This is a genomic window from Cellulosimicrobium sp. NPDC030954 (assembly GCF_055571305.1).
Genome location: NZ_JBVIFN010000011.1, coordinates 97,418 through 117,213, shown reverse-complemented (window position 1 = coordinate 117,213; position 19,796 = coordinate 97,418). Strand labels below are relative to the sequence as shown.

At 73.7% G+C, this 19,796-nt stretch carries 16 protein-coding genes; 8 read left to right on the top strand and 8 right to left on the bottom strand.

Going from position 1 to position 19,796, the window contains the following annotated elements:
• Positions 1–261: 261 nt before the first annotated feature.
• Positions 262–1,287 (bottom strand): acetylxylan esterase, encoded by a 1,026-nt coding sequence (locus ACZ402_RS17890; protein WP_375825097.1) that lies wholly within the window; start codon positions 1,285–1,287, stop codon positions 262–264.
• Positions 1,288–1,509: 222 nt separating this feature from the next.
• On the opposite strand from ACZ402_RS17890, the gene ACZ402_RS17885 reads away from it, so the two are divergent.
• The 6 genes from ACZ402_RS17885 (at position 1,510) to ACZ402_RS17860 (ending at position 9,809) form a co-directional block, all read left to right on the top strand.
• Positions 1,510–3,525: a beta-xylosidase family glycoside hydrolase gene (locus tag ACZ402_RS17885; RefSeq protein WP_375825098.1), complete on the top strand. Its 2,016-nt coding sequence runs from the start codon at positions 1,510–1,512 to the stop codon at positions 3,523–3,525.
• A 258-nt stretch (positions 3,526–3,783) separates the two neighbouring features.
• Entirely contained in the window at positions 3,784–4,926 is a 1,143-nt protein-coding gene (locus ACZ402_RS17880; RefSeq protein ID WP_053370163.1) for a LacI family DNA-binding transcriptional regulator, read from the top strand.
• A complete protein-coding gene (locus ACZ402_RS17875; RefSeq protein ID WP_375825099.1) occupies positions 4,923–6,563 on the top strand; it encodes an FAD-dependent oxidoreductase in 1,641 nt (546 codons plus the stop codon). Before ACZ402_RS17880 ends, ACZ402_RS17875 begins: the two co-directional genes overlap by 4 nt.
• 51 nt (positions 6,564–6,614) lie before the next feature.
• A complete protein-coding gene (locus ACZ402_RS17870; RefSeq protein WP_375825100.1) occupies positions 6,615–7,961 on the top strand; it encodes an ABC transporter substrate-binding protein in 1,347 nt (448 codons plus the stop codon).
• Positions 7,962–7,963: 2 nt separating this feature from the next.
• Complete coding sequence (locus ACZ402_RS17865) at positions 7,964–8,851, top strand: carbohydrate ABC transporter permease (protein ID WP_375825101.1); 888 nt, start codon at positions 7,964–7,966, stop codon at positions 8,849–8,851.
• Complete coding sequence (locus tag ACZ402_RS17860) at positions 8,841–9,809, top strand: carbohydrate ABC transporter permease (protein WP_375825102.1); 969 nt, start codon at positions 8,841–8,843, stop codon at positions 9,807–9,809. Before ACZ402_RS17865 ends, ACZ402_RS17860 begins: the two co-directional genes overlap by 11 nt.
• Before the next feature lie 13 nt (positions 9,810–9,822).
• Here ACZ402_RS17860 and ACZ402_RS17855 read toward each other — a convergent pair whose 3' ends face one another.
• Positions 9,823–10,992 carry a WXG100 family type VII secretion target gene (locus ACZ402_RS17855; RefSeq protein WP_375825103.1) on the bottom strand — a complete coding sequence of 390 codons (1,170 nt, stop codon included), beginning with the start codon at positions 10,990–10,992 and terminating at the stop codon, positions 9,823–9,825.
• Between the two features lie 164 nt (positions 10,993–11,156).
• On the opposite strand from ACZ402_RS17855, the gene ACZ402_RS17850 reads away from it, so the two are divergent.
• Positions 11,157–13,016, top strand: coding sequence for an ABC-F family ATP-binding cassette domain-containing protein (locus ACZ402_RS17850; protein WP_375825104.1), 1,860 nt, complete (start codon positions 11,157–11,159; stop codon positions 13,014–13,016).
• Between the two features lie 34 nt (positions 13,017–13,050).
• Here ACZ402_RS17850 and ACZ402_RS17845 read toward each other — a convergent pair whose 3' ends face one another.
• Positions 13,051–13,536, bottom strand: a complete 486-nt coding sequence (locus ACZ402_RS17845) for a MarR family winged helix-turn-helix transcriptional regulator (protein WP_375825105.1) — start codon at positions 13,534–13,536, stop codon at positions 13,051–13,053.
• Between the two features lie 119 nt (positions 13,537–13,655).
• Here ACZ402_RS17845 and ACZ402_RS17840 point away from each other — a divergent pair, with 119 nt between their 5' ends.
• Positions 13,656–14,258, top strand: a complete 603-nt coding sequence (locus ACZ402_RS17840; protein ID WP_375825106.1) for an NADPH-dependent F420 reductase — start codon at positions 13,656–13,658, stop codon at positions 14,256–14,258.
• 110 nt (positions 14,259–14,368) lie between these two features.
• Here the strand turns inward: ACZ402_RS17840 and ACZ402_RS17835 are convergent, their stop codons facing one another.
• From ACZ402_RS17835 to ACZ402_RS17815, 5 genes are all read right to left on the bottom strand, one after another.
• Positions 14,369–15,388: a TetR/AcrR family transcriptional regulator gene (locus tag ACZ402_RS17835; protein ID WP_375825107.1), complete on the bottom strand. Its 1,020-nt coding sequence runs from the start codon at positions 15,386–15,388 to the stop codon at positions 14,369–14,371.
• A 146-nt stretch (positions 15,389–15,534) separates the two neighbouring features.
• Positions 15,535–16,356 carry an ABC transporter permease gene (locus ACZ402_RS17830; protein WP_375825108.1) on the bottom strand — a complete coding sequence of 274 codons (822 nt, stop codon included), beginning with the start codon at positions 16,354–16,356 and terminating at the stop codon, positions 15,535–15,537.
• The gene (locus ACZ402_RS17825; RefSeq protein WP_375825109.1) at positions 16,353–17,300 is read right to left on the bottom strand and encodes an ATP-binding cassette domain-containing protein; all 948 of its coding nucleotides are present in this window, start codon (positions 17,298–17,300) and stop codon (positions 16,353–16,355) included. Before ACZ402_RS17825 ends, ACZ402_RS17830 begins: the two co-directional genes overlap by 4 nt.
• Positions 17,301–17,496: 196 nt before the next feature.
• Positions 17,497–18,864: an MFS transporter gene (locus ACZ402_RS17820; protein ID WP_375825110.1), complete on the bottom strand. Its 1,368-nt coding sequence runs from the start codon at positions 18,862–18,864 to the stop codon at positions 17,497–17,499.
• Between the two features lie 64 nt (positions 18,865–18,928).
• The gene (locus tag ACZ402_RS17815; protein WP_353708574.1) at positions 18,929–19,429 is read right to left on the bottom strand and encodes a MarR family winged helix-turn-helix transcriptional regulator; all 501 of its coding nucleotides are present in this window, start codon (positions 19,427–19,429) and stop codon (positions 18,929–18,931) included.
• Positions 19,430–19,796: the final 367 nt, after the last annotated feature.

Genomic DNA, 19,796 nt, shown 5'->3' with positions numbered 1-19,796 from the left:
ACCATCCGCGCCGCTCGTTCCTCGCGTCGCTCCCGCCAGGCCCGCCACGACGCGGCACCACCACCCACCCCGCCCGGCGTCGTCTCACCCTGGTCGTCGCTGACCCGGGCGACTACCCGCGGTGTCGGGCTCGCCCGTATGGGACCGGACCGGACCGGACCGGGCCGCCGGTCTACCTCGTGCTACCGGGGATCTACCTCGCGACCACGGCTCTCCCGCTGCGGCTGCGCGGGTCGGGCATCGGGCGGTACGCGGCCGTGGCTAGCGGGTGTGCTCGCGGAGCCAGGCGAGCTGGCGGGCGAAGCGGTAGGCCTGGCCACCTTCGTGCTCGTTGAAGCGGTAGACGTCGATCGCGCGCGCGACGTCCCCGGCGCCCGCGTCCGCGGCCCAGCCGTTGTACGCCGCGTACACGGTGGACGGCGGGCAGACCGGGTCCATGAGCGCCACGGAGAACAGGCCGGGCGCGGTCGCGCGCCGCGCGAGGCTCGCGCCGTCGAGGTAGGAGAGGGTGCGGAAGACGGCGTCCTCGTGCTCGCGATGGACGGCGAGATAGCGCGTGATCTCCGAGTACGGCGGGCGGTCGGTGATCTCGACCGCGCGGCGGTAGTGGGTGAGGAACGGCACGTCGGGCATGGCGGCGACGAGGCCCTCGGTGAGGCCGGCGACGGCGATCGTCAGGCCGCCGCCCTGGCTCACCCCGGTCACGGCGACGCGGGCGGCGTCGATGCCGTCGATCGTGCGGACGGCGTCGACCGCCCGCACGGCGTCGGTGATGACGCGGCGGTAGTAGTGCTCGTGCGGGTCGAGGACGCCGCGCGTCAGGAAGCCGGGTGTGGCCGGGCCTGATCCGACCGGGTCGGGCGTGTCGCCTCCCGCGCCCCAGCCGCTGCCCTGTCCGCGCGTGTCGACGACGAGGTGCGCGTAGCCCGCGCTCGCCCACAGCAGGTGCTCGTGGGGCAGGCCGCGGCCGCCCCCGTATCCCAGGTACTCGACCACGGCGGTGAGCGGTGGGCCGTCCCCGGCGGCCGCCGCGCGCGCGGCTGCGGCGGGCCGCACGAGCCAGGCCTTGACCGGCTGGGCGTCGAAGCCCGGGAACGTGACGTCGTCGACCACGACCGTCTCCAGCCCGGCGTCGACGCGCTCGAGCCGGACGGTCTCGGCGAGGTCGCCGCCGGCCGCGCGTGACCCGGCGAGGGTGCGCGCCCAGAACGCGTCGAGGTCGGCGGGCTCGTCGAGCGCGGGAGCGTAGGTCTCGAGCTCGGCGAGGGGCAGGTCGAAGAGCGGCACGGTGGCGATCCTCCGGAGGGCGCACAAGGGTGATGTCGGACATCGATGTCGGGTCGGGACGACTCTAGCGCCGGCGAGGAGAGCTCCGGGCCACGCTAATAATGCGCATCATCCCTTTGACCCGCGCGGGGCCGGTGCGGCGAGACTGCCACCAGCCGCCGCCGCGCGCGCGGCGCCCGGTCGGCGACGAGGCCGCCGGTGAGGAACCGATGGAGGTCCCCTGTGAGAACCCGAGCACCAGCACCCCGCCGGAGACGCCGCGTCGCGACGGCGGCGGTCGTCGCCCTGGCCGCGATGGTGGCAGCCGGCGCGGTCGCCCCCGCCGTGGCCGCGCCGTCGCCGACAGCCCTCGCCCCGGCGCCGGTGGGCGCGACGGCGGCCGACGCCCCGTCCGCGTCCGACCTCCCGGTCTTCGAGTACCGCGGCGTGATCACCGACAAGGAGTCGATGATCTACAACCCGACGGACGAGTTCATCTTCCCGAGCGTCTTCCACGCGGGCGCCTACCTCGACGACGCTTTGGGGGAGTGGTACCTGTACTACGCCCCGCACGACTCCCCGGGCGGGATCTCGCTCATGTACGCCGACTCGCTCGAGGGCCCGTGGACGGAGTACGCCCACAACCCGATCGTCGCGGACGAGTGGCTGCCGTTCTACGAGCGCGTCTCGCACGTCTCGTCGCCCGACGTCCTGTGGGACGACGCGGCCGACGAGGTGCTGCTGTACTTCCACGGCGAGAACTCGACGACGCGGTGGGCGACGTCGAACGACGGCGTGACGTTCGACGACTCCGGGGTCGCGGTCACCAACGCCGACGGCGGTGCCGGGACCACCGAGACGTCCTACGCGCGCGTCGTCGAGCACCCCGACCCAGCGTCGGGCTACCGCTTCGCGATGACGTACATGCAGAACCGGACCGACAACATCCGGCGCATCAAGGTGGCCGAGTCGGTCGACGGCAAGGCCTGGGACGTGCGGCCCGACCCGCTCGTCGTGCCCGACGCCGCGACCGGCACGAACGTGTCCGGCGGCAACCTGTGGGAGTGGGAGGGCCAGCTCTACGTGGTCTACCACGGCTCCACGGGCATCACGTTCGCCCGCACGCTCGACCCGACGATGACCCAGGTCGGACCGCGGTGGGAGCTCCACAGGGCCAGCGGTGTCGGTGAGGACACCGGCCGGGTGGCCGCGCCCGAGATCGTGACCGACGGCGACGAGACCTACCTCTTCTACGAGTCCGGCGACCGGCTGGGCGCGACGATCGCGTGGGCGCAGCGCGACCCCGACGCCGTCCGGCCGCCCGAGCCCGGCCAGGACCCCGACCCGCTGCGCGAGCAGTGCAGCGGTGCCGCGTCGGACGAGTTCGACGGCACGACGCTCGACCCGGCGCGGTGGTCCGTCGTCCGCGCGGGCACCGCTCGCCACGAGCTCGTGGACGGCGCGCTGCGCGTCCCGACGTACCCGACCGGCGTCGCGGGCGCCTCGCTGCCGCTCCAGGCGGTCCCCGACGGGCCCTGGGAGGTCACGACGGCCGTCTCCGTCTCCCCGACCGAGCGCTTCCAGCAGGGCGGCCTGCTCCTGTACCGCGACGACGCGAACTACGCGAAGCTCGACCTCGTGCACGGCTCGCTCGGCCCGCGCGTCGAGTTCATCTGGCGCCAGAACGGCACCGACCGCAACACGGGGTTCGACTCGGTCGTCCCGCCGGCAGGACTCGGTGAGACCTTCTGGCTGCGCCTCGCGAGCGACGGGAGCGCCGTGCAGGCGTCGGTGTCGGTCGACGGCGTCGAGTTCGCGCCCTGGGGTCGCACCGTGGACGTCGCGGCGCTTGGTGCGACGGGCGTCGGGCCGTTCGCGATGCGCGGCTCCGCGACGCCGCCGGAGATCGTGGCGTCGTTCGACTGGTTCCGGTGGACCCCGACCGCCGAGGAGGCGGCCGCGTGCGACGACGACGTGCCCGCCGTCGAGGTGCAGGCCGTGACGCGCTGCCTCGCGGGCCGCGCGTACGTCGCGGTGACCGCGCGCAACGAGGGGGAGGCCGCGACGACGGTCCGGCTCGTGACGCCGTTCGGCGAGCGCACCGTGGCGGACGTCGAGCCCGGGCGCAGCGCCTACCAGTCCTTCGCGACGCGGGCGACGTCGGTCGAGGCCGGGGAGGCGAGGGTCGACGTCGCCGGGGCCGACGGTGTCCAGCACGGCTCGACCTCGGCGACCTACGACGCGCTGACCTGCGGATAGCGCCGCACGCACGCGCGGCACAGCGGGCCCAGGGATGCACCTCCGAGTGCGTCCCTGGGCCCGTCGTGCATCCTCCGGCAGTCGCCCGCCGGGGCGGCGGTGACCGTCGCGTCGCCGATTATGCGGATCACCGGCGGCGGACAGAGGCGCGGAGTGCCAGCGTTCGCGACGTAATAATGCGTATTACCGCGTTGACCCGCACGCGCCGCTCTGGCGAGACTCCTCGCACGTCATCGACGACGTGATCGAGGAGGATCCATGCCGAGGCACCGCATCACCCAGGCCGACGTCGCCGCCATGGCGGGCGTCAGCCAGGCGACGGTCTCGTTCGTGCTGAACGACAGCACGCCCGCCGGGGTGCGGATCAGCGAGGAGACCCGTCAGCGCGTGCTCGACGCGATCCGCATCACCGGCTACTCGGCGAACCCCGTGGCCCAGCGCCTCGCGGGCGGGCACAACCAGATCCTGGGCGTCTTCACCTACGAGGCGACGTTCCCGCGCGCCGGCCGGGACTTCTACGGCCCGTTCCTGGTCGGCATCGAGCACGCGGCCGAGAAGCTGGGCATCGACATCCTGCTCTTCACGAGCGCCCGCGTCGTCGACGGCCGGCGCCGCCTCACGCGCGACGGGTGGCAGCGCCTCGGGATCGCCGACGGCTGCCTCCTGCTCGGCCAGCACGAGGACCGCGGCGAGCTCCAGCACCTGCTCGACACGAACTACCCGTTCGTCTTCATCGGGAAGCGCGGGAGCGACGGCGGGCGCCTGCCCTACGTCGGCGCCGACTACGTCGCGGCGACGGCGCGCCAGGTCGAGCGTCTCGTCACGCTCGGCCACGAGCGCATCGGCTACGTCGGGCCGCGCGGCACCGACCAGCCGACGCTCGACCGCGTCGACGCCTACCGCGCCACGATGAAGGCGCACGGGCTCACCGTGCGCTTCGTCGAGCTCGACGACGTCCCGGCCACGGCCGCGGAGATCGTCGACCAGCGCCTCACGGCCGTCGTCGTCGCCCCGGAGAACTATCCCGAGGAGCTCGTCGACGAGCTCGAGGGGCGCGGGGTCCGCGTGCCCGACGACGTCTCCTTCCTCCTCCTGGGCCAGCCGCACCACGGGCGTCCGGGCGGGCGCCGGTGGTCCGGGTTCTCGATCCCGCGCGAGGAGATGGGGGCGCGCGCCCTCGTCCTGCTCTCGCGGCTCGTCGCCGAGTCCGGCTCGGGCCGCTCCGACCGCAAGGCCGCGCGCGCCGCCCGGGTCCCCGAGGACGAGCTGCACCAGCTCCTCGAGTGCGTCGACGTCGACGGCGAGACCGTCGCCGCGCCACCGCCCGCGCCACCCCCGGCAGCCGGACCGTCCCTGCAGACCTCAGAGCACCAGAGCACCAGAGAAACGGAACCAGCGTGACCCATCCAGACCTCCAGGCAGACGTCCTCGTCGTCGGCGGCGGGCTCGGCGGCGTCGCCGCCGCGCTCGCGGCCGCGGAGCGGGGCGCCCGCGTCGTCCTCACCGAGGAGCACCCGTGGATCGGCGGGCAGCTCACGTCCCAGGCGGTGCCGCCGGACGAGAGCGCGTGGGTCGAGCGGTTCGGCGTGACCGCGCGCTACCGCGCGCTGCGCGACGGCATCCGCGACGTGTACCGCCGCTCGTACCCGCTGACGGACGCCGCGCGCTCGTGGGACGCCCTCAACCCTGGCGCCGGCTGGGTCTCCAAGCTGTGCCACGAGCCGCGCGTCGCGGTCGGGGTGCTCGAGGAGATGCTCGCCCCGTGGCGGTCCGCGGGCCGCATCCGTCTGCTGGAGCGCGTGCGCCCGACGGCGGCCACCACCGACGGCGACCGCGTCACCTCCGTGACGCTCACCCCGGTCAGCCCGGGCGACGGTACGGGCGCCGACGAGGTCGTGACGGTCCACGCCGCGTTCATCGTCGACGCGACCGAGACGGGCGACCTCCTGCCCCTGACGGGCACGGAGTACGTCACGGGCTTCGAGTCGAACCGTGAGACGGGGGAGCCGAGCGCTCCCGACGAGGCGCAGCCGGACAACGTGCAGGCGCTGAGCGTGTGCTTCGCCGTCGAGCACGTCGACGGCGACCACACGATCGACCGTCCCGAGCGCTACGACTTCTGGAGCACGTACACCCCGGGCCCGTGGAACGGGCGGCGCATGCTGTCGTGGGAGGCGCCGAACCCGCGCACGCTCGCGATGGACGTGCGGTCCTTCACGCCGAACCCGGGCGACGACGCGCGCGCCGTGGACGCCGACCAGTCGAAGAACCCGGGCGACGGCAACCTGTGGACGTTCCGGCGCATCGCGGCGCGCGACCTGTTCGCGCCCGGCCACTACGCGAGCGACCTGTGCCTCGTGAACTGGCCGAGCATCGACTACTTCCTCGCGCCGGTGCTCGACGTGCCGCGCGACGTGGAGGAGGCGCGGATCGCCGACGCCCGGCAGCTCAGCCTCTCGATGCTCTACTGGATGCAGACCGAGGCGCCCCGCCCCGACGGCGGGACGGGGTTCCCCGGACTGCGCCTGCGACCGGACGTCATGGGCTCGGCCGACGGCCTCGCCCAGGCGGCCTACCACCGCGAGTCCCGCCGCCTGCGCGCGGTGACGACGGTGACGGAGAACGACGTCTCGTACGCCGTGCGCGGGGACCGGGGCGCGACGCGCTACGACGACTCGGTCGGCGTCGGCATGTACCGCATCGACCTGCACCCCTCGACCGGCGGCGACACGTACATCGACGTCGCGTCGACCCCGTTCGAGATCCCCCTCGGCGCGCTCCTCCCGCAGCGTGTGACCAACCTGCTCGCGGCCAACAAGAACATCGGCACGACGCACATCACCAACGGCTGCTACCGCCTGCACCCGGTCGAGTGGAACATCGGCGAGGCCGCCGGCCACCTCGCGGCCCACTGCCTCGCGACCGGGCGCACGCCGCACGCCGTCCAGTCCAAGGCCGACCTGCTCGCCGACTACCAGGACGAGCTCGTCCGGGCCGGCGTCGAGCTGCGCTGGCCCGCCGAGGCACACCCCTACTGACGCGGGCCCCGCCCGCACCGACACGGCCACCCTCAGTCCGAAGGAGAACTGATGACCCCCCTGACCCCCCGCCGCGCACCCCGCCCGGCCCGCATCCGACACCGCCTCGTGAGCGCACCCCTGGCCGCAGGCGGCGTCGCGCTCGCCCTCGTCCTCACCGCGTGCTCCGGCGGCGGCGACGACGTCGCCGGCGAGCCGAGCACGCCGAGCGAGCCCGTCGAGCTGCGCATGACCGTCTGGACGGCCGACGAGACGCAGCTCGCGCAGTTCCAGGATATCGCCGACGCGTACGTCGCGGACAACCCCGACCTCGTCTCGGGCGTGACGTTCGAGACGATCCCGTTCGAGGACTACACGACGTCGCTCACGACGCAGCTCGCGGGCGGCAACGCCCCGGACCTCGCGTGGATCCTCGAGAGCTACGCGCCCGAGTTCGTCGCGAGCGGCGCGCTCGTGGACGTCGCCCCGAAGCTCCAGGAGACCGAGGGGTACGAGTACGACGACCTCCTGGACTCCTCGCTCGCGCTGTGGGAGAAGGACGGCGGCCTCTTCGCCTACCCGTTCTCCAACTCGCCGTTCGCGATGTTCGTCAACACCGACCAGGTCGCCGCCGCGGGCCAGCCGAACCCGGCCGACCTCGTCGCTTCCGGGGACTGGACCTACGACCAGGCGCGCGACATCTCGGCGGCCGCCGCCGCGGCGTCGGGCAAGCAGGGCCTCGTGGTGCGCGACTTCGACTTCAAGGTGTGGGAGAACCTGTCGACCGTCTGGGACGGCTGGGACGCGGCGCCGTGGAACGAGGACGGCACACAGTGCACGTTCACCGACCCGGAGATGGTCGACGCGCTCACGTGGATCCACGACGCGACGTTCGTGGACAAGGCGATGCCCGGTCCGGGCACGACGGCCGACTTCTTCGCGGGCGACGCCGCGATGACGATCACGCAGATCAGCCGCGCGTCCGCGCTCGACGACTCGTTCGCGTGGGACGTCGTGCCGCTCCCGGCCGGTCCCGCGGGTCAGCAGAACGTCATCGGCCAGGCGGGCATCGGCGTCTTCGCGGCGGGCGAGCACCCGGACGTCGCCGCCGACTTCCTCGCGTGGTTCACCAACCCGGAGAACGCCGAGACGCTCGCCGCGTACTTCCCGCCGCCGCGCGAGTCGCTCCTGAACGCGGAGACGCTCGGCGCGGCGAACCCGAAGCTCAGCGAGACCCAGCTCCAGGCGGTCGTGGTCGACGGCATCCAGGGCGCGGTGACCAAGCCGTCGCACCGGAACTTCGCGAAGCTGCAGGACACGGTGCGGGCCCAGCTCGACGCGCTGTGGACCGCGGACGCCGACGTCGAGGGCGTGCTCGCCGACACGTGCGCGGCGATCCAGCCCCTGCTCGGGGACTGAGCGTGGCGTCCTCCGCACTCGCACGACGGGACGCGGCCGTGGGGTACACCATGGTCGCGCCCGCCGTGCTCGGCGCGCTCGCGTTCGTCGTCGCACCGCTGGTCGCCGTGGTCTGGTACTCGCTGCACGAGTGGAACGTCCTCGCGAACACGTTCACGTTCGCGGGCGCCGACAACTACGAGCGCATGCTCTCCGACCCCGGCCTGCGCGACTCGCTGCTCGCGAGCCTGTGGTTCTCGGTCGGGCTCGTGGTCCTCAACATCTCGCTCGCCCTGCTGCTCGCGGTGCTGCTCAACCAGAAGCTCCCGGGCACCACGACGTTCCGGACGTTCTTCTTCTCACCGGTGGTCGTGTCGCTCGTCGCGTGGACGATCGTGTGGAGCTTCCTGCTCCAGGCCGACGGCGGGATCAACGGCTTCCTGTCGCTCCTCGGCGTCGAGGGCCCGAACTGGTTGCGGGGCGAGACGACGGCCATGATCTCGGTGATCGTCGTCCAGGTGTTCAAGAACGTCGGCCTCAACATGATCCTGTTCCTCGCGGCGCTGCAGGGCGTCCCGGAGGAGGTCCAGGAGGCCGCGCGCATCGACGGGGCCGGCGCGTGGCGGCGCTTCCGGTCGATCACGCTCCCGCTCATCAGCCCGACCGTGCTGCTCGTCTCGATCCTCACGATCGTCGGCTCGCTCGAGGTGTTCGCGCAGATCGCCGTGCTCACGGGCGGGGGGCCGGGGAACTCGACCACGGTGCTCGTCTACTACCTGTACCAGCAGGCGTTCCGGTTCAACGACTTCGGCTACGCGAGCGCGATCTCCGTCCTGCTGTTCGTCATCGTCCTCGTCCTGACACTCGTGCAGTGGCAGACGCGCAAGAGGTGGGTCTTCCATGAAGTCTGACGTGATGCCCGGCCCGGCCACGCTCCCGGGCGCGGACGGTGACCCGGCCCGGCCCGCGGCGTCGGGCACGGGCGACGGCGCGGACCGCCCACGGCACGCGCCCGCGCGTCGGGACCGGGCCGCGCGGTCCCGGCGCCGGTGGGGACGCTGGGCGCTCGTGGCGCTGCTGGTCGTGCTGAGCGTTCCCTTCGTGTTCCCCACGTGGTGGATGGCGACGTCGAGCCTCAAGCCGATGAGCGAGATCCTCCGCGCCGTGCCGACGCTGTGGCCGCAGGACCCGTCGTTCGCGGCGTACGGGGACGTGTTCCGGCTGCAGCCGTTCGCGCAGCAGTACTGGAACAGCCTCTACATCGCCGCGCTGGTGACCGTCGGGACGATCCTCGTGTCGTCCATGGCCGGGTACGCGTTCGCGCGCATCCGGTTCCCCGGGGCGAACGCGCTGTTCCTGCTCGTGCTCGTGGGGCTGCTCGTGCCGTCGGAGGTGACGATCGTCCCGCTGTTCCGGATGGTCAACTCGCTCGGGCTCATCGACACGCACTGGCCGCTCGTGGTCATCCCGATCCTCGGGGCGCCGAGCGTGCTCGCGACGTTCATCATGCGCCAGTTCTTCCTCGGCCTCCCGGGCGAGCTCGAGGAGGCGGGGCGCATGGACGGCCTCGGGCGCTGGGGGATCTTCTGGCGGATCGCGTTCCCGCTGTCCCGCTCCGCGATCTCGGCCGTCGCGATCTTCACGTTCCTCAAGTCGTGGAACCTGTACCTCGAGCCGATCGTGTACCTGTCCAGCAAGGACCGGTTCACGCTCCCGCAGGCGCTCACGCAGTACGTCGACGCCTACGGCGGTCCCATGTGGAACGTGCAGCTCGCGGCGACGACGCTGACGGTGCTGCCGGTCCTCGCGGTGTTCCTCGTCGCGCAGAAGCAGTTCGTCCAGGGCCTCGCGCACACGGGACTGAAGTAGGAGGGCCCGCCGATCAGCCCTGCTCGGGGTACTCGGTGCGGGTGCGCGACCCTCCGACCGAGACGCTCCCTCCGCCGACCACGGGCAGCGGCGTCCCGGCGGAGAACCCGACACCCTGCTCCTTCACGACCGTACCGCCGGGTGGCGTCGTGATGAGCGAGCTCGGTGGGTTGGGCACGACGTTGCCGCTCGCGTCGTACGTGACCGCGTACACGCCGGGCCCGCCGGCGTCCTTGCTGCCCGGGACGATCCCCGTGCCCTCGATGCCTGCGCCGGCGTCGCCGCGGACGTAGACCGTCGTGGTGCCCGTGTTGTTGTCCACGCGGGTGCCGACCAGGCCCTCGACCTCGACCTCGGCCCTCCCCCCAGCGAGCGGCACGACCGCACCCCCGGCGGACCCGGTCGCGTAGGCGCCCGCCTCGACGATCGTGGCGTCGGGCCTCGGCGGCACGTACGACCCGAGCTCCGGCCCCATGTAGTGCATCGTCTGGCGCTGCTGGTAGGCGAGGAAGGCGTCGACCTCGTCCTGGCTCGCGAAGGTGTACTCGCTCCCGACGTTCAGCACCGCCCCGCCCGAGGCGCCCGCCTGCGCGCCGAGGTTGACGCCGTGCTCGTTCACGTGCCCCTCGACGTAGGGGGTCGGGGTGCCCTCTCCGACTCCCAGGCTGCCCCCGGCGAGCTGGGTGACCCGGAACGTCCCGTCGGAGAGCTCGTCGATGCGGTACTCGAACCCGGCGCTCCCTTCCCCCGGGCCGACCCCGATGCCCTGCTCGTACGTCACGTGCTCCGTCGCGACGATCGTCGGCGGCTCCTGCTGCTCGGTCATCGGCGGCAGGTCGGGCAGGGTGTGATCGCCCGGCAGACCAGGGATCCCGCCGCTACCGCCACCAGCACCGCCGCCACGGCTCCCGCCGCCGTCGACGGCGCTCGCGCTGTCCTGCTGCTCGGCCTGCACGCGGAGCTTCTGCGCGCCGTCGTCGAGCAGGGTCGACGCCGCTCGCAGCGCCGCCTCCATCTCGCCGTGCCACCGTGCCCGCAGCGCCTCGGCGTCCGGACCTGCCCACGGGGTCGACGTGACGGCGGCGCGCAGCGCCGAGGTCGTCGCCTCGAGCCTGGCGGACTCGCCCTGGAACGTGTCGGCGAGCCCGCGCAGCGCGGCGACGTCGGCACCGTAGAAGGACATGGTGAACCTCTGTTGGCAGGGGGGACGGTTGTCACGGTCACCTTTCGTCATGACGCGGCCCGGCGCAAGGGGGAGGAGTCCCCATCGGGCGCGAGGCGCGCGGTCGGGCCTCGCGCACCGGCGCCCCGGACGAGGGCGCCGCCGAGGTCGCTAGGCTCGACGGCGTGGCTCATCTTCTCGGCGCCGACGGCATCTCGCTGACCGTCGGCACCCGCACCCTGCTCGACGACGTCTCTCTCGGCCTCGACGACGGCGACCGCGTCGGCATCGTCGGCCCCAACGGCGCCGGCAAGTCGACGCTCCTGCGCCTCCTCGCGGGCACGCAGCAGCCCGACGGCGGCCGCGTCACCCGGGTGGGCGGGCTGCGGGTGGGGCTGCTCGACCAGCGCGACGACGTCGGCACCGGCGCGACGATCCGCGACCTCGTGCACGGCGACGCCGCGACGCACGCGTGGGCGTCGGACGCGAGCATCCGCACCGTGCACGCCGGCCTGCTGGCCGACCTCGACCTCGACGCCCCCGCGGACACCCTGTCGGGCGGGCAGCGGCGCCGCGTCGCGCTCGCGGCCCTCCTCGTCGCCGACCACGACGTGCTGTTCCTCGACGAGCCGACCAACCACCTCGACGTCGAGGGCGTCGCGTGGCTCGCCGCCCACCTGGGCGACCGGTTCGCGCGCCCGGGCGCCCGGGGCGCGCTCGTCGTGGTGACCCACGACCGCTGGTTCCTCGACGCCGTCTGCTCGCGCATGTGGGAGGTGCGCGGCGACGGCTCCGGTGCGGTCGAGGGGTACGAGGGCGGCTACGCCGCCTACGTGCTCGCGCGCGCCGAGCGCCAGCGGACCGCCGCCGTCGCCGCGGAGAAGCGCGACAACCTGCTGCGCAAGGAGCTCGCGTGGCTGCGCCGCGGGGCACCCGCCCGCACGTCCAAGCCCAAGTTCCGGCTCGACGCCGCCGCCGCGCTCATCGCCGACGTCCCGCCGCCGCGCGACACGCTCGAGCTCACGCGCACCGCGACCAAGCGGCTCGGCAAGGACGTGCTCGACCTCGAGGACGTGACGGTCGCCGTCCCCGTGCGCGGCGCGGCCGGTGCGGACGTGGCCAGGCGCGTGCTGCTCGACGACGTCACGTGGCGCCTCGGGCCCGGCGACCGGTACGGCGTCGTCGGGGTCAACGGCGCCGGGAAGACGACGCTCCTCGCGCTCCTCGCCGGGCGGCGCGAGCCCGACTCCGGGCGGGTCAAGCGCGGCAAGACCGTCCACGTCGCCGAGCTGTCGCAGGACGTCGGCGAGCTCGACGACATCGCCGGGTCGCGCGTCATCCAGGTGATCGAGGACGAGAAGCGGTCCGTCGTCGTGGACGGCAAGGAGCTCACGGCCTCGCAGCTCGTCGAGCGGCTCGGGTTCACGCGCGAGCGGTCCCAGACCCTCGTGCGCGACCTCTCGGGCGGCGAGCGCCGCCGCCTGCAGCTCCTGCGGCTGCTCGTCGCCGAGCCCAACGTGCTGCTGCTCGACGAGCCGACGAACGACCTCGACACCGACACGCTCGCCGCGCTCGAGGACCTGCTCGACGGCTGGCCGGGGACGCTGGTCGTCGTCTCGCACGACCGCTACCTGCTGGAGCGCGTCGCGGACCGCCAGGTCGCGCTGCTCGGAGACGGTCAGGTGCGCGACCTGCCGGGCGGCGTCGAGCAGTACCTCGACCTGCGGCGCGCGGCGCTCGCGGGCGCCGGGGCGTCGTCGAGCGGCTTCGCGCCCGCGTCGGGGGCCGACGGCGGCGCGGACAGCGAATCGGTCGTGGCCGGTCCGAGCGCGGCCGAGGTGCGTGTGGCGAAGAAGGAGATCAACCGCATCGAGCGCAGGCTGTCGAAGATCGCCGAGGCGGAGGGTCGCCTGCACGAGAAGATCGCCGCGAACGCGACGGACTTCGCCGCGGTCGCCGAGCTCGACGCCGAGCTGCGCACGCTCGCGGCCGAGAAGGACGAGCTCGAGGCGGCGTGGCTCGAGGCGGCGGAGGTCGCGGGCTGACGAACCCGCGCGAGCGAGCGGTCCAGCGGGCCGGTCAGCGGCGCAGGAAGCCCATGCGGTCGTCGGGGTCCACGCGCTCGAGGATCGCGCCCGCGATGGCGTCGAGCTGCTCGACCTGCTCGGGGGTCAGCGCGTCGATCACGTGGTCCCGGACGGTGGCGACGTGGCCCGGCGCCGTCGCGACGACCTTGGCCCACCCGGCGTCGGTGAGGTGCGCGTTGGTGGCGCGCCGGTCCTCGGGGCACGGGACGCGCTCGACGAGCCCGCGCTTCTCGAGCCGGGCCACGACGTGGGAGAGGCGGGGGAGCGTCGCGTTGGTGGCGCCCGCGAGGTCGGTCATGCGCAGCGTGCGGTCGCGGGCCTCGGAGAGCATGGCGAGCACGTAGTACTCGAAGTGGCTGAGGTCGGCGTCGCGCCGGAGCTGGGTGTCCAGGACGCCCGGTAGCAGCTCCACGACCGCCACGAGCCGCTTCCACGCGTCGAGCTGCTGGTCGTCGAGCCAGCGGGGTTCTGTCGTCATCGGGCCTCCTCCGGTGTGACCATCGTAATAGTTGACGCTACAAGTTTAGCGTCGTAGGGTGATGGTTGTAGCAACAACTAACAGCCGACCGGGCGGCCGGCGCAGGAAGGGAAGCCACCATGAGCAGCATCACCATCATCGGCGCGGGCAACATGGGCACCGCGATCGCCGGGCTCGCGCTCGCCGCGGGCAGCGAGGTGCAGGTCCTCACGCGCGAGGCGACCGACCTCGATCCTCGTGTCTCGGCCGGGACCGTCGGCGACGAGCTCAAGGGCGACGTCGTCGTCCTCGCCCTCCCGTACGGGGCCGTGGCGGAAGTCGTCGACCTCTACGGCGACCGCCTCGACGGCAAGGTCGTCGTCGACATCACCAACCCGCTCGACTTCGCGACCTTCGACGCCCTCGTCGTGCCCGACGGCTCGTCGGCTGCGGCGCAGATCCAGCAGCGCGTGCCCGGCGCGCGCGTGCTCAAGGCGTTCAACACGAACTTCGCCGCGACCCTCGCCTCCGGGCAGGTCGGTCCGCTCCCGACGACGGTCCTCGTCGCGGGCGACGACGCGGACGCCAAGGCCGCGCTCGCCGGCGCGGTGTCCGGAGTGCGCGTCGTCGACGCCGGCTCGCTGAAGCGCGCGCACGAGCTCGAGGCGCTCGGCTTCCTCCAGCTCACCCTCGCCGCGGGGGAGAAGACGTCCTGGACGACAGGCTTCGCGCTCGCCGAGTGAGCCCACGCGCCGAGATAGCGACGCACCGCCGAGATAGCGACCCCCCGGCGTCCGGGAGTCGCTATCTCGGTGGTGCGTCGCTATCTCGGGGTCACGTGCGGCCTCCGGGATCAGTGGCCAGACCTCTCCGCCGCCGCCCGGGCCGCCTCGCGTTCCGCCTTCTCCGCCTCGCGCAGCGCCTTCTCGAGCTCGCGCACCTTCTTCTGCGCCTCGCGGACGCGGCGCTCGGCGTCGCGCCGCTTGAGCGTCGCCTTCTTCACCTTCGGGTCCTTGACGTGCACGGCGATCTCCACCGGGGCGACGGCGTCGCGCGGGTCGGCCCCGGCGTCGCCGGCCGGGGCCGGCAGGTCGTCGGGCGCCGGGGTGCGGCGCCCCGCGCCCGGGGCTCCGGCCGCCCGGGCGTCCACGTAGACCGTGATCCCGTCGAGCACGCGCTCGAGGCCCCAGGCGGTGTCGTCGATCGTGCCCTCCTGGGCGTACGTCCCCGCCTCCACGAGCGGGCGCAGGTAGGGGAAGCGCACCTCGTCGACGAGGTCGCGCAGCGCGCCGCCCCAGCCGCCGCCCAGGACGGTCTCGTCGCCCCCGCCCGCGGTGACCGCACGGGCGAGGTCGCTCTGCAGGCGGGCGGCGTTCCGCGCGTAGCCGCTCACGAGGAGGATGACCGACATCTTCTCCTCGTCGTCGAGCGGCGTGGAGCGCAGGGCGCGCAGCGCGCTGTCCGCCCCACGCAGGTTGTTCGGCGTGAGGGGCGCGCCGGTCACCGGGATGTCGAGGAACCACGGGTGGGACGCGAACACCGCCATGGTGAACTGCGCCCACTCGCGCAGCTCCGCGCGCCAGTCCGCGGGCTCGTGCGCGGGCGGGTACTCGACGTCGAGCGCCGCCTCCTGCATGAGCAGCAGCAGGTCGTCCTTGCTCGTCACGTACCGGTAGAGCGACATGGTCGTGAAGCCGAGGCTCTGGGCGACCTTCGCCATGGAGACCGCGGCCAGCCCGTCCGCGTCGGCGATCTCCATGGCGGTCTCGACGATCCGCTCGATGCTCAGCTCGCGCTTGGGCGCGCGCTCGGGCCGTTCGGCGACGCCCCACGCGAGCGCGAGCCGGGGCGGGAGGTCGGGTGCGTCCGTCATGGGTTCATCCTCCCCGACCGGCGCCGGTCCCGGCGGACCGTCGCCGACCAGGCCCTCTTCGCGGCCGAGCAGGTGGTCGTGGCGCGTCCGGTCGGCAGGACGCGCCAGGACCACCTGCTCGGCCGAGGTGGGGGTTGGGGTGGGTGTCAGCGGGCCGTGCGGCGGCGGTAGAGGAACGAGCCGGCGGCGCAGCTCACGACCAGGAATCCCGCGAGCCACGCGATCGCCGTGAGGACCGTCGTCGCGTCGGGCGATCCCGCGAGGAGGCCGCGGAACGTCTCGATGATCGGCGTGAACGGCTGGTTCTCGGCGAAGCCGTGCAGCCACGAGGGCATCGTGTCGATCGGGACGAAGCCCGAGCTGAGGTAGGGCACGAACAGGAAGAGGAAGTTCACCGACTGCGACGCCTCGACGCTCAGGACCAGCCCGAGCGCGACGCTCAGCCAGGTGAACGTGAGCACCGCGACCACGGCGAACGCGACGAGGCCCACCCAGTCGCCGAGCCCGGCGTCGGGCCGGAACCCCAGCGCGAGCGCGACGGCCACGACGACGACCGCGGACGCGAGGTTGCGCACCACGCTCGCCACGACGTGCCCCCACAGCGCGGACGGCCCGAAGATCGGCAGCGTCTTGAACCGGTCGATCGTGCCCGACGTCATGTCCTGCGCGACCCCCACGGCGGCCGTCGCCGAGCCGAACCCGAGGCACATGACGAGCACGCCCGGGACGACGTAGTCGATGTAGTCGTCCCCGCCGATCGCGCCGCCGAAGATGACGACGAACACGAGCATGATCATCACGGGCAGCACGAACGCCGTGATGAGCCCGTCGACGCTGCGGAGCTGGCGGCGCGTCTCGCGCGCGACCATCGTGCGCACGTCCCGCGCGGCGGTGGCCGGGGTCTGTCGCGCGCGCGACGGCGTGGCGCGGCGGGGGCGGTCCAGGGTGGTCGCGGTCGTGGCGCTCATCGGGCGCCCTCCTTCCGGGTCAGGGCGAGGAAGACGTCGTCGAGCGTGGGCTTGACGACGCTGACCCCGACGACGGCGAGGTCGTGGGAGTCGGCCGCGGCGAGCACGTCGCGGATGGTGCGGACCGGGTCGTCGCTCGGTGCGGTGAGGGAGAGGTCCTTCTCGTCCGTGGTCGTGCGGGCCAGGCCCAGTGCCGGCGCGAGCCCGACGGCGGCCGCGAGGCTCGCGGGGTCGTCGAACGCGACGCGCACGTGGTCGCCCGCGACGAGCGCCTTGAGCTCGGCGGCCGTGCCGCGCGCGGCGACGCGGCCGTCGTGCAGGACGGCGATCGTGTCGGCGAGGCGGTCGGCCTCCTCGAGGTACTGGGTCGTGAGCAGGACCGTCGTGCCGTCGGTCGCGAGGCTCCGCACGACGTCCCAGAGCTGGGCGCGCGAGGCGGGGTCGAGGCCCGTCGTCGGCTCGTCGAGGACGAGGACCGCCGGGTCGGCGACGAGGCTGATCGCGAGGTCGAGGCGGCGGCGCATGCCGCCCGAGTACGTCCCGACGCGGCGGTCGGCGGCGTCCGTCAGGTCGAAGCGCGCGAGGAGCGCGTCCGCCCGCGGGCGTACCGCGCGGCGCGGGAGGTGCGCGAGCTCGCCCATCATGACGAGGTTCTCGCGGCCCGTCTGGAACTCGTCCACCGACGCGTACTGGCCCGTGAGCGCGATGGTCTCGCGCACCCGCGCCGCGTCGTGGACGACGTCGGCGCCCGCGACGCGGGCCGTGCCGCCGTCGGGCCGGACGAGGGTCGTGAGGATGTTGACGGTCGTGGTCTTGCCGGCGCCGTTGGGCCCGAGCAGCGCGAAGATCTCGCCGCGGCGCACGGTCAGGTCGACGCCGCGCAGCACGGCGTGGTCGCCGTAGGACTTCTCGAGCCCCTGCACGGCGATCATCGGTTCGGTCATCGCCTTCTCCTTCTCGGTCGGACGTGCTGGCCGGTGTGCGGCGCACACTGGCGTGTATGGCATAAACAATGTGTACACCATAAACACGCGTCGACGCGCGGGTCAAGGGCGTAGTGCCTGCCGAGGGAGCGAGCGCGAGGTAGAGCTCTGGTCTCCCGAGGTAGAGCCCTGGTCGCGCGGGGTAGGGACGTGGGGGCTAGCTCGCGCGATCGCGGGGGGAGCTCGTGAGGACGAGGCCGATCCCCGTCATGACCACGAGCGCACCGAGCACGACGGCGACCGGCGTCGTCCAGGTCCCCGTCGCGGTCTGCAGGGCGCCGGCGAGCGTCGGGGCCACGGCGGCGAGGCAGTAGCCGACCGACTGCACCGTCGCCGACGCCTGTCGACCGCGGCGGACCGTCGGGAAGCGCTGCGCGACGAGCGTGAAGACGACGACGAAGTTCGCGGCCTGCGCGATCCCGGCCATCGACGCCCACACCGCCCACAGTCCCGGCGCGACGAGCAGGCCCAGGGGCAGCGTCAGCCACAGCACCGCGATCACGGCGAAGCTCTGCCGCAGCGACCATCGCCGCACGGCGAGCGGCACGGCGAGCCCCCCGACGATCGCGAACCCCTGGAACAGCGACGCCGCCCCGCCCGACGCCGCGCGCGGGATCCCCGCCAGGTCCTCCAGGATGAGCGGCAGCCACGCCGTGAGCGCGTAGAAGCTCGACGACTGGAGCGCGAACATCGCGCACAGCCACCACGTGAACGGCGTCGCGAGGACGTGGCGCTCGCGGGCGGCGGCGGGGTCGGTGCCGGTGACGCCCTCCGCCGCTGCGGTGGCGAGGTCGCCGGGGTCGGGGGCGGCGTCGTCGTCCGGCCCGCCCGCGTCGGCCCGTGCGCGCCCCGCTCCGTCGGCGGGCGCCGTCGTGCCCGACGGCGTCCCGCTCGCCCGGTCGGTCGCCGCCCCTCCCGGCCGGCTCGGCTCGCGCGGGACCGCCCGCAGCCACCACACGAGCGCGACCACCGCGAGGACCGACCAGGACGCGAGCGCCCAGCGCCACCCGACGGCGTCGGCCAGGGGCGCGGTGAGCGCCGTCGTCGCGACGGTCCCCACGTTGATCGCCGCCGTGTACAGGCCCGTCACCGTCGCGACGTGGCCCGGGAAGTCGCGCTGCGCGATCATCGGGACGGCCAGGTTCGCCGTCGTGATGCCGAGCCCCAGGAGCACCGTCCCGGCGAACGTGCCCGCGGCGCCGAGGACGGCGACGTCGGCCGAGCGCAGCAGGGTGCCGGCGAGGATCAGCGCCAGGGCGACGGCGATCGCCGTCCGCAGCGACGACCGCCCCAGGAGCCCGGCGACCGCGGGCGTCGCCACGGCGAAGCAGAGCACGGGGATGCCCGTGAGCAGGCCCGCGGCCGCCGCGGTGAGGTGCAGGTCCACCGCGACGTCCGCGACGACCGGCGGAAGCGCCGTGAGCGGCGCGCGCAGGTTGACCGCGACCAGCAATACCGCGACGAGCAGCACGCCGTCGATCCCGCCGCGGAACGTGGTCGGGCGGGGCGGCCGGGACGGCGGCATCGGGCGGTGACCTCCGGGTGCGGGCACGTGCGACGCCGCGCGGCCCGGTCAGCCGGGTCGTCGGTCAGTCGTCGAACTGTCCTACGACTGTACGCAGGAGGGCCGCGAGCGCAGGGCGGCCGCCGGGCTCCAGCGCGTCGAGGATGCGAGCCTCCACCGCGAGCAGGTCGGTCATCGCCGTGTCGACGCGCTCCAGGCCCTCGGGCGTGAGCTCCACGAGCACGCCGCGACGGTCGTCGGGGGACCGGCGGCGCAGCACGAGCCCGCGCTCCTCGAGCCGGTCGATGCGGTTCGTCATGGTCCCGCTGGTCACGAGCGTCTGCGTCACCAGCGCCCCGGGCGACAGGCGGTACGGCTCGCCGGCCCGCCGCAGCGCGGACAGGACGTCGAACTCCCAGGTCTCCAGGTGCCCGCGCGCGAACGCCGTGCGGCGCGCGCGGTCGAGGTGCCGGGCAAGGCGGTCGACGCGCGAGAAGACGGTGAGCGGCTCGACGTCGAGGTCCGGGCGCTCGCGCTGCCACGCCGCGACGATGCGGTCGACCTCGTCCTCGTGCTGCTGCTCCATGACGCGAGGGTACTCGATGTGTCTCGACATCAAGACTCTTGACGCCCGCCGCACATCGGGCCGAGAGACAACCCCGGTCGCCCGAGGGAGACCCCTGGTCGGCCGAGGGCGAGCCCTGGCCGACCGAGGGAGAACCCTGGTGGGTCGAGGTAGAACCGCGGGTTGTCGGCCGCGGTTCGTCGCCGTGACCGACAACCGCGGGCAGTCGCCCGAGTGAGGGGAGACCAGAGCGAGACACCGTGGGGCGGGGTGGGTGGTGGTGCCGCGTCGTGGCGGGCCTGGCGGGAGCCGCGAGGAACGAGCGGCGGATGGTAGACGCGGCACCACCACCCACCCCCACCACCCAGCCCCGCCACCACCCCTCGCG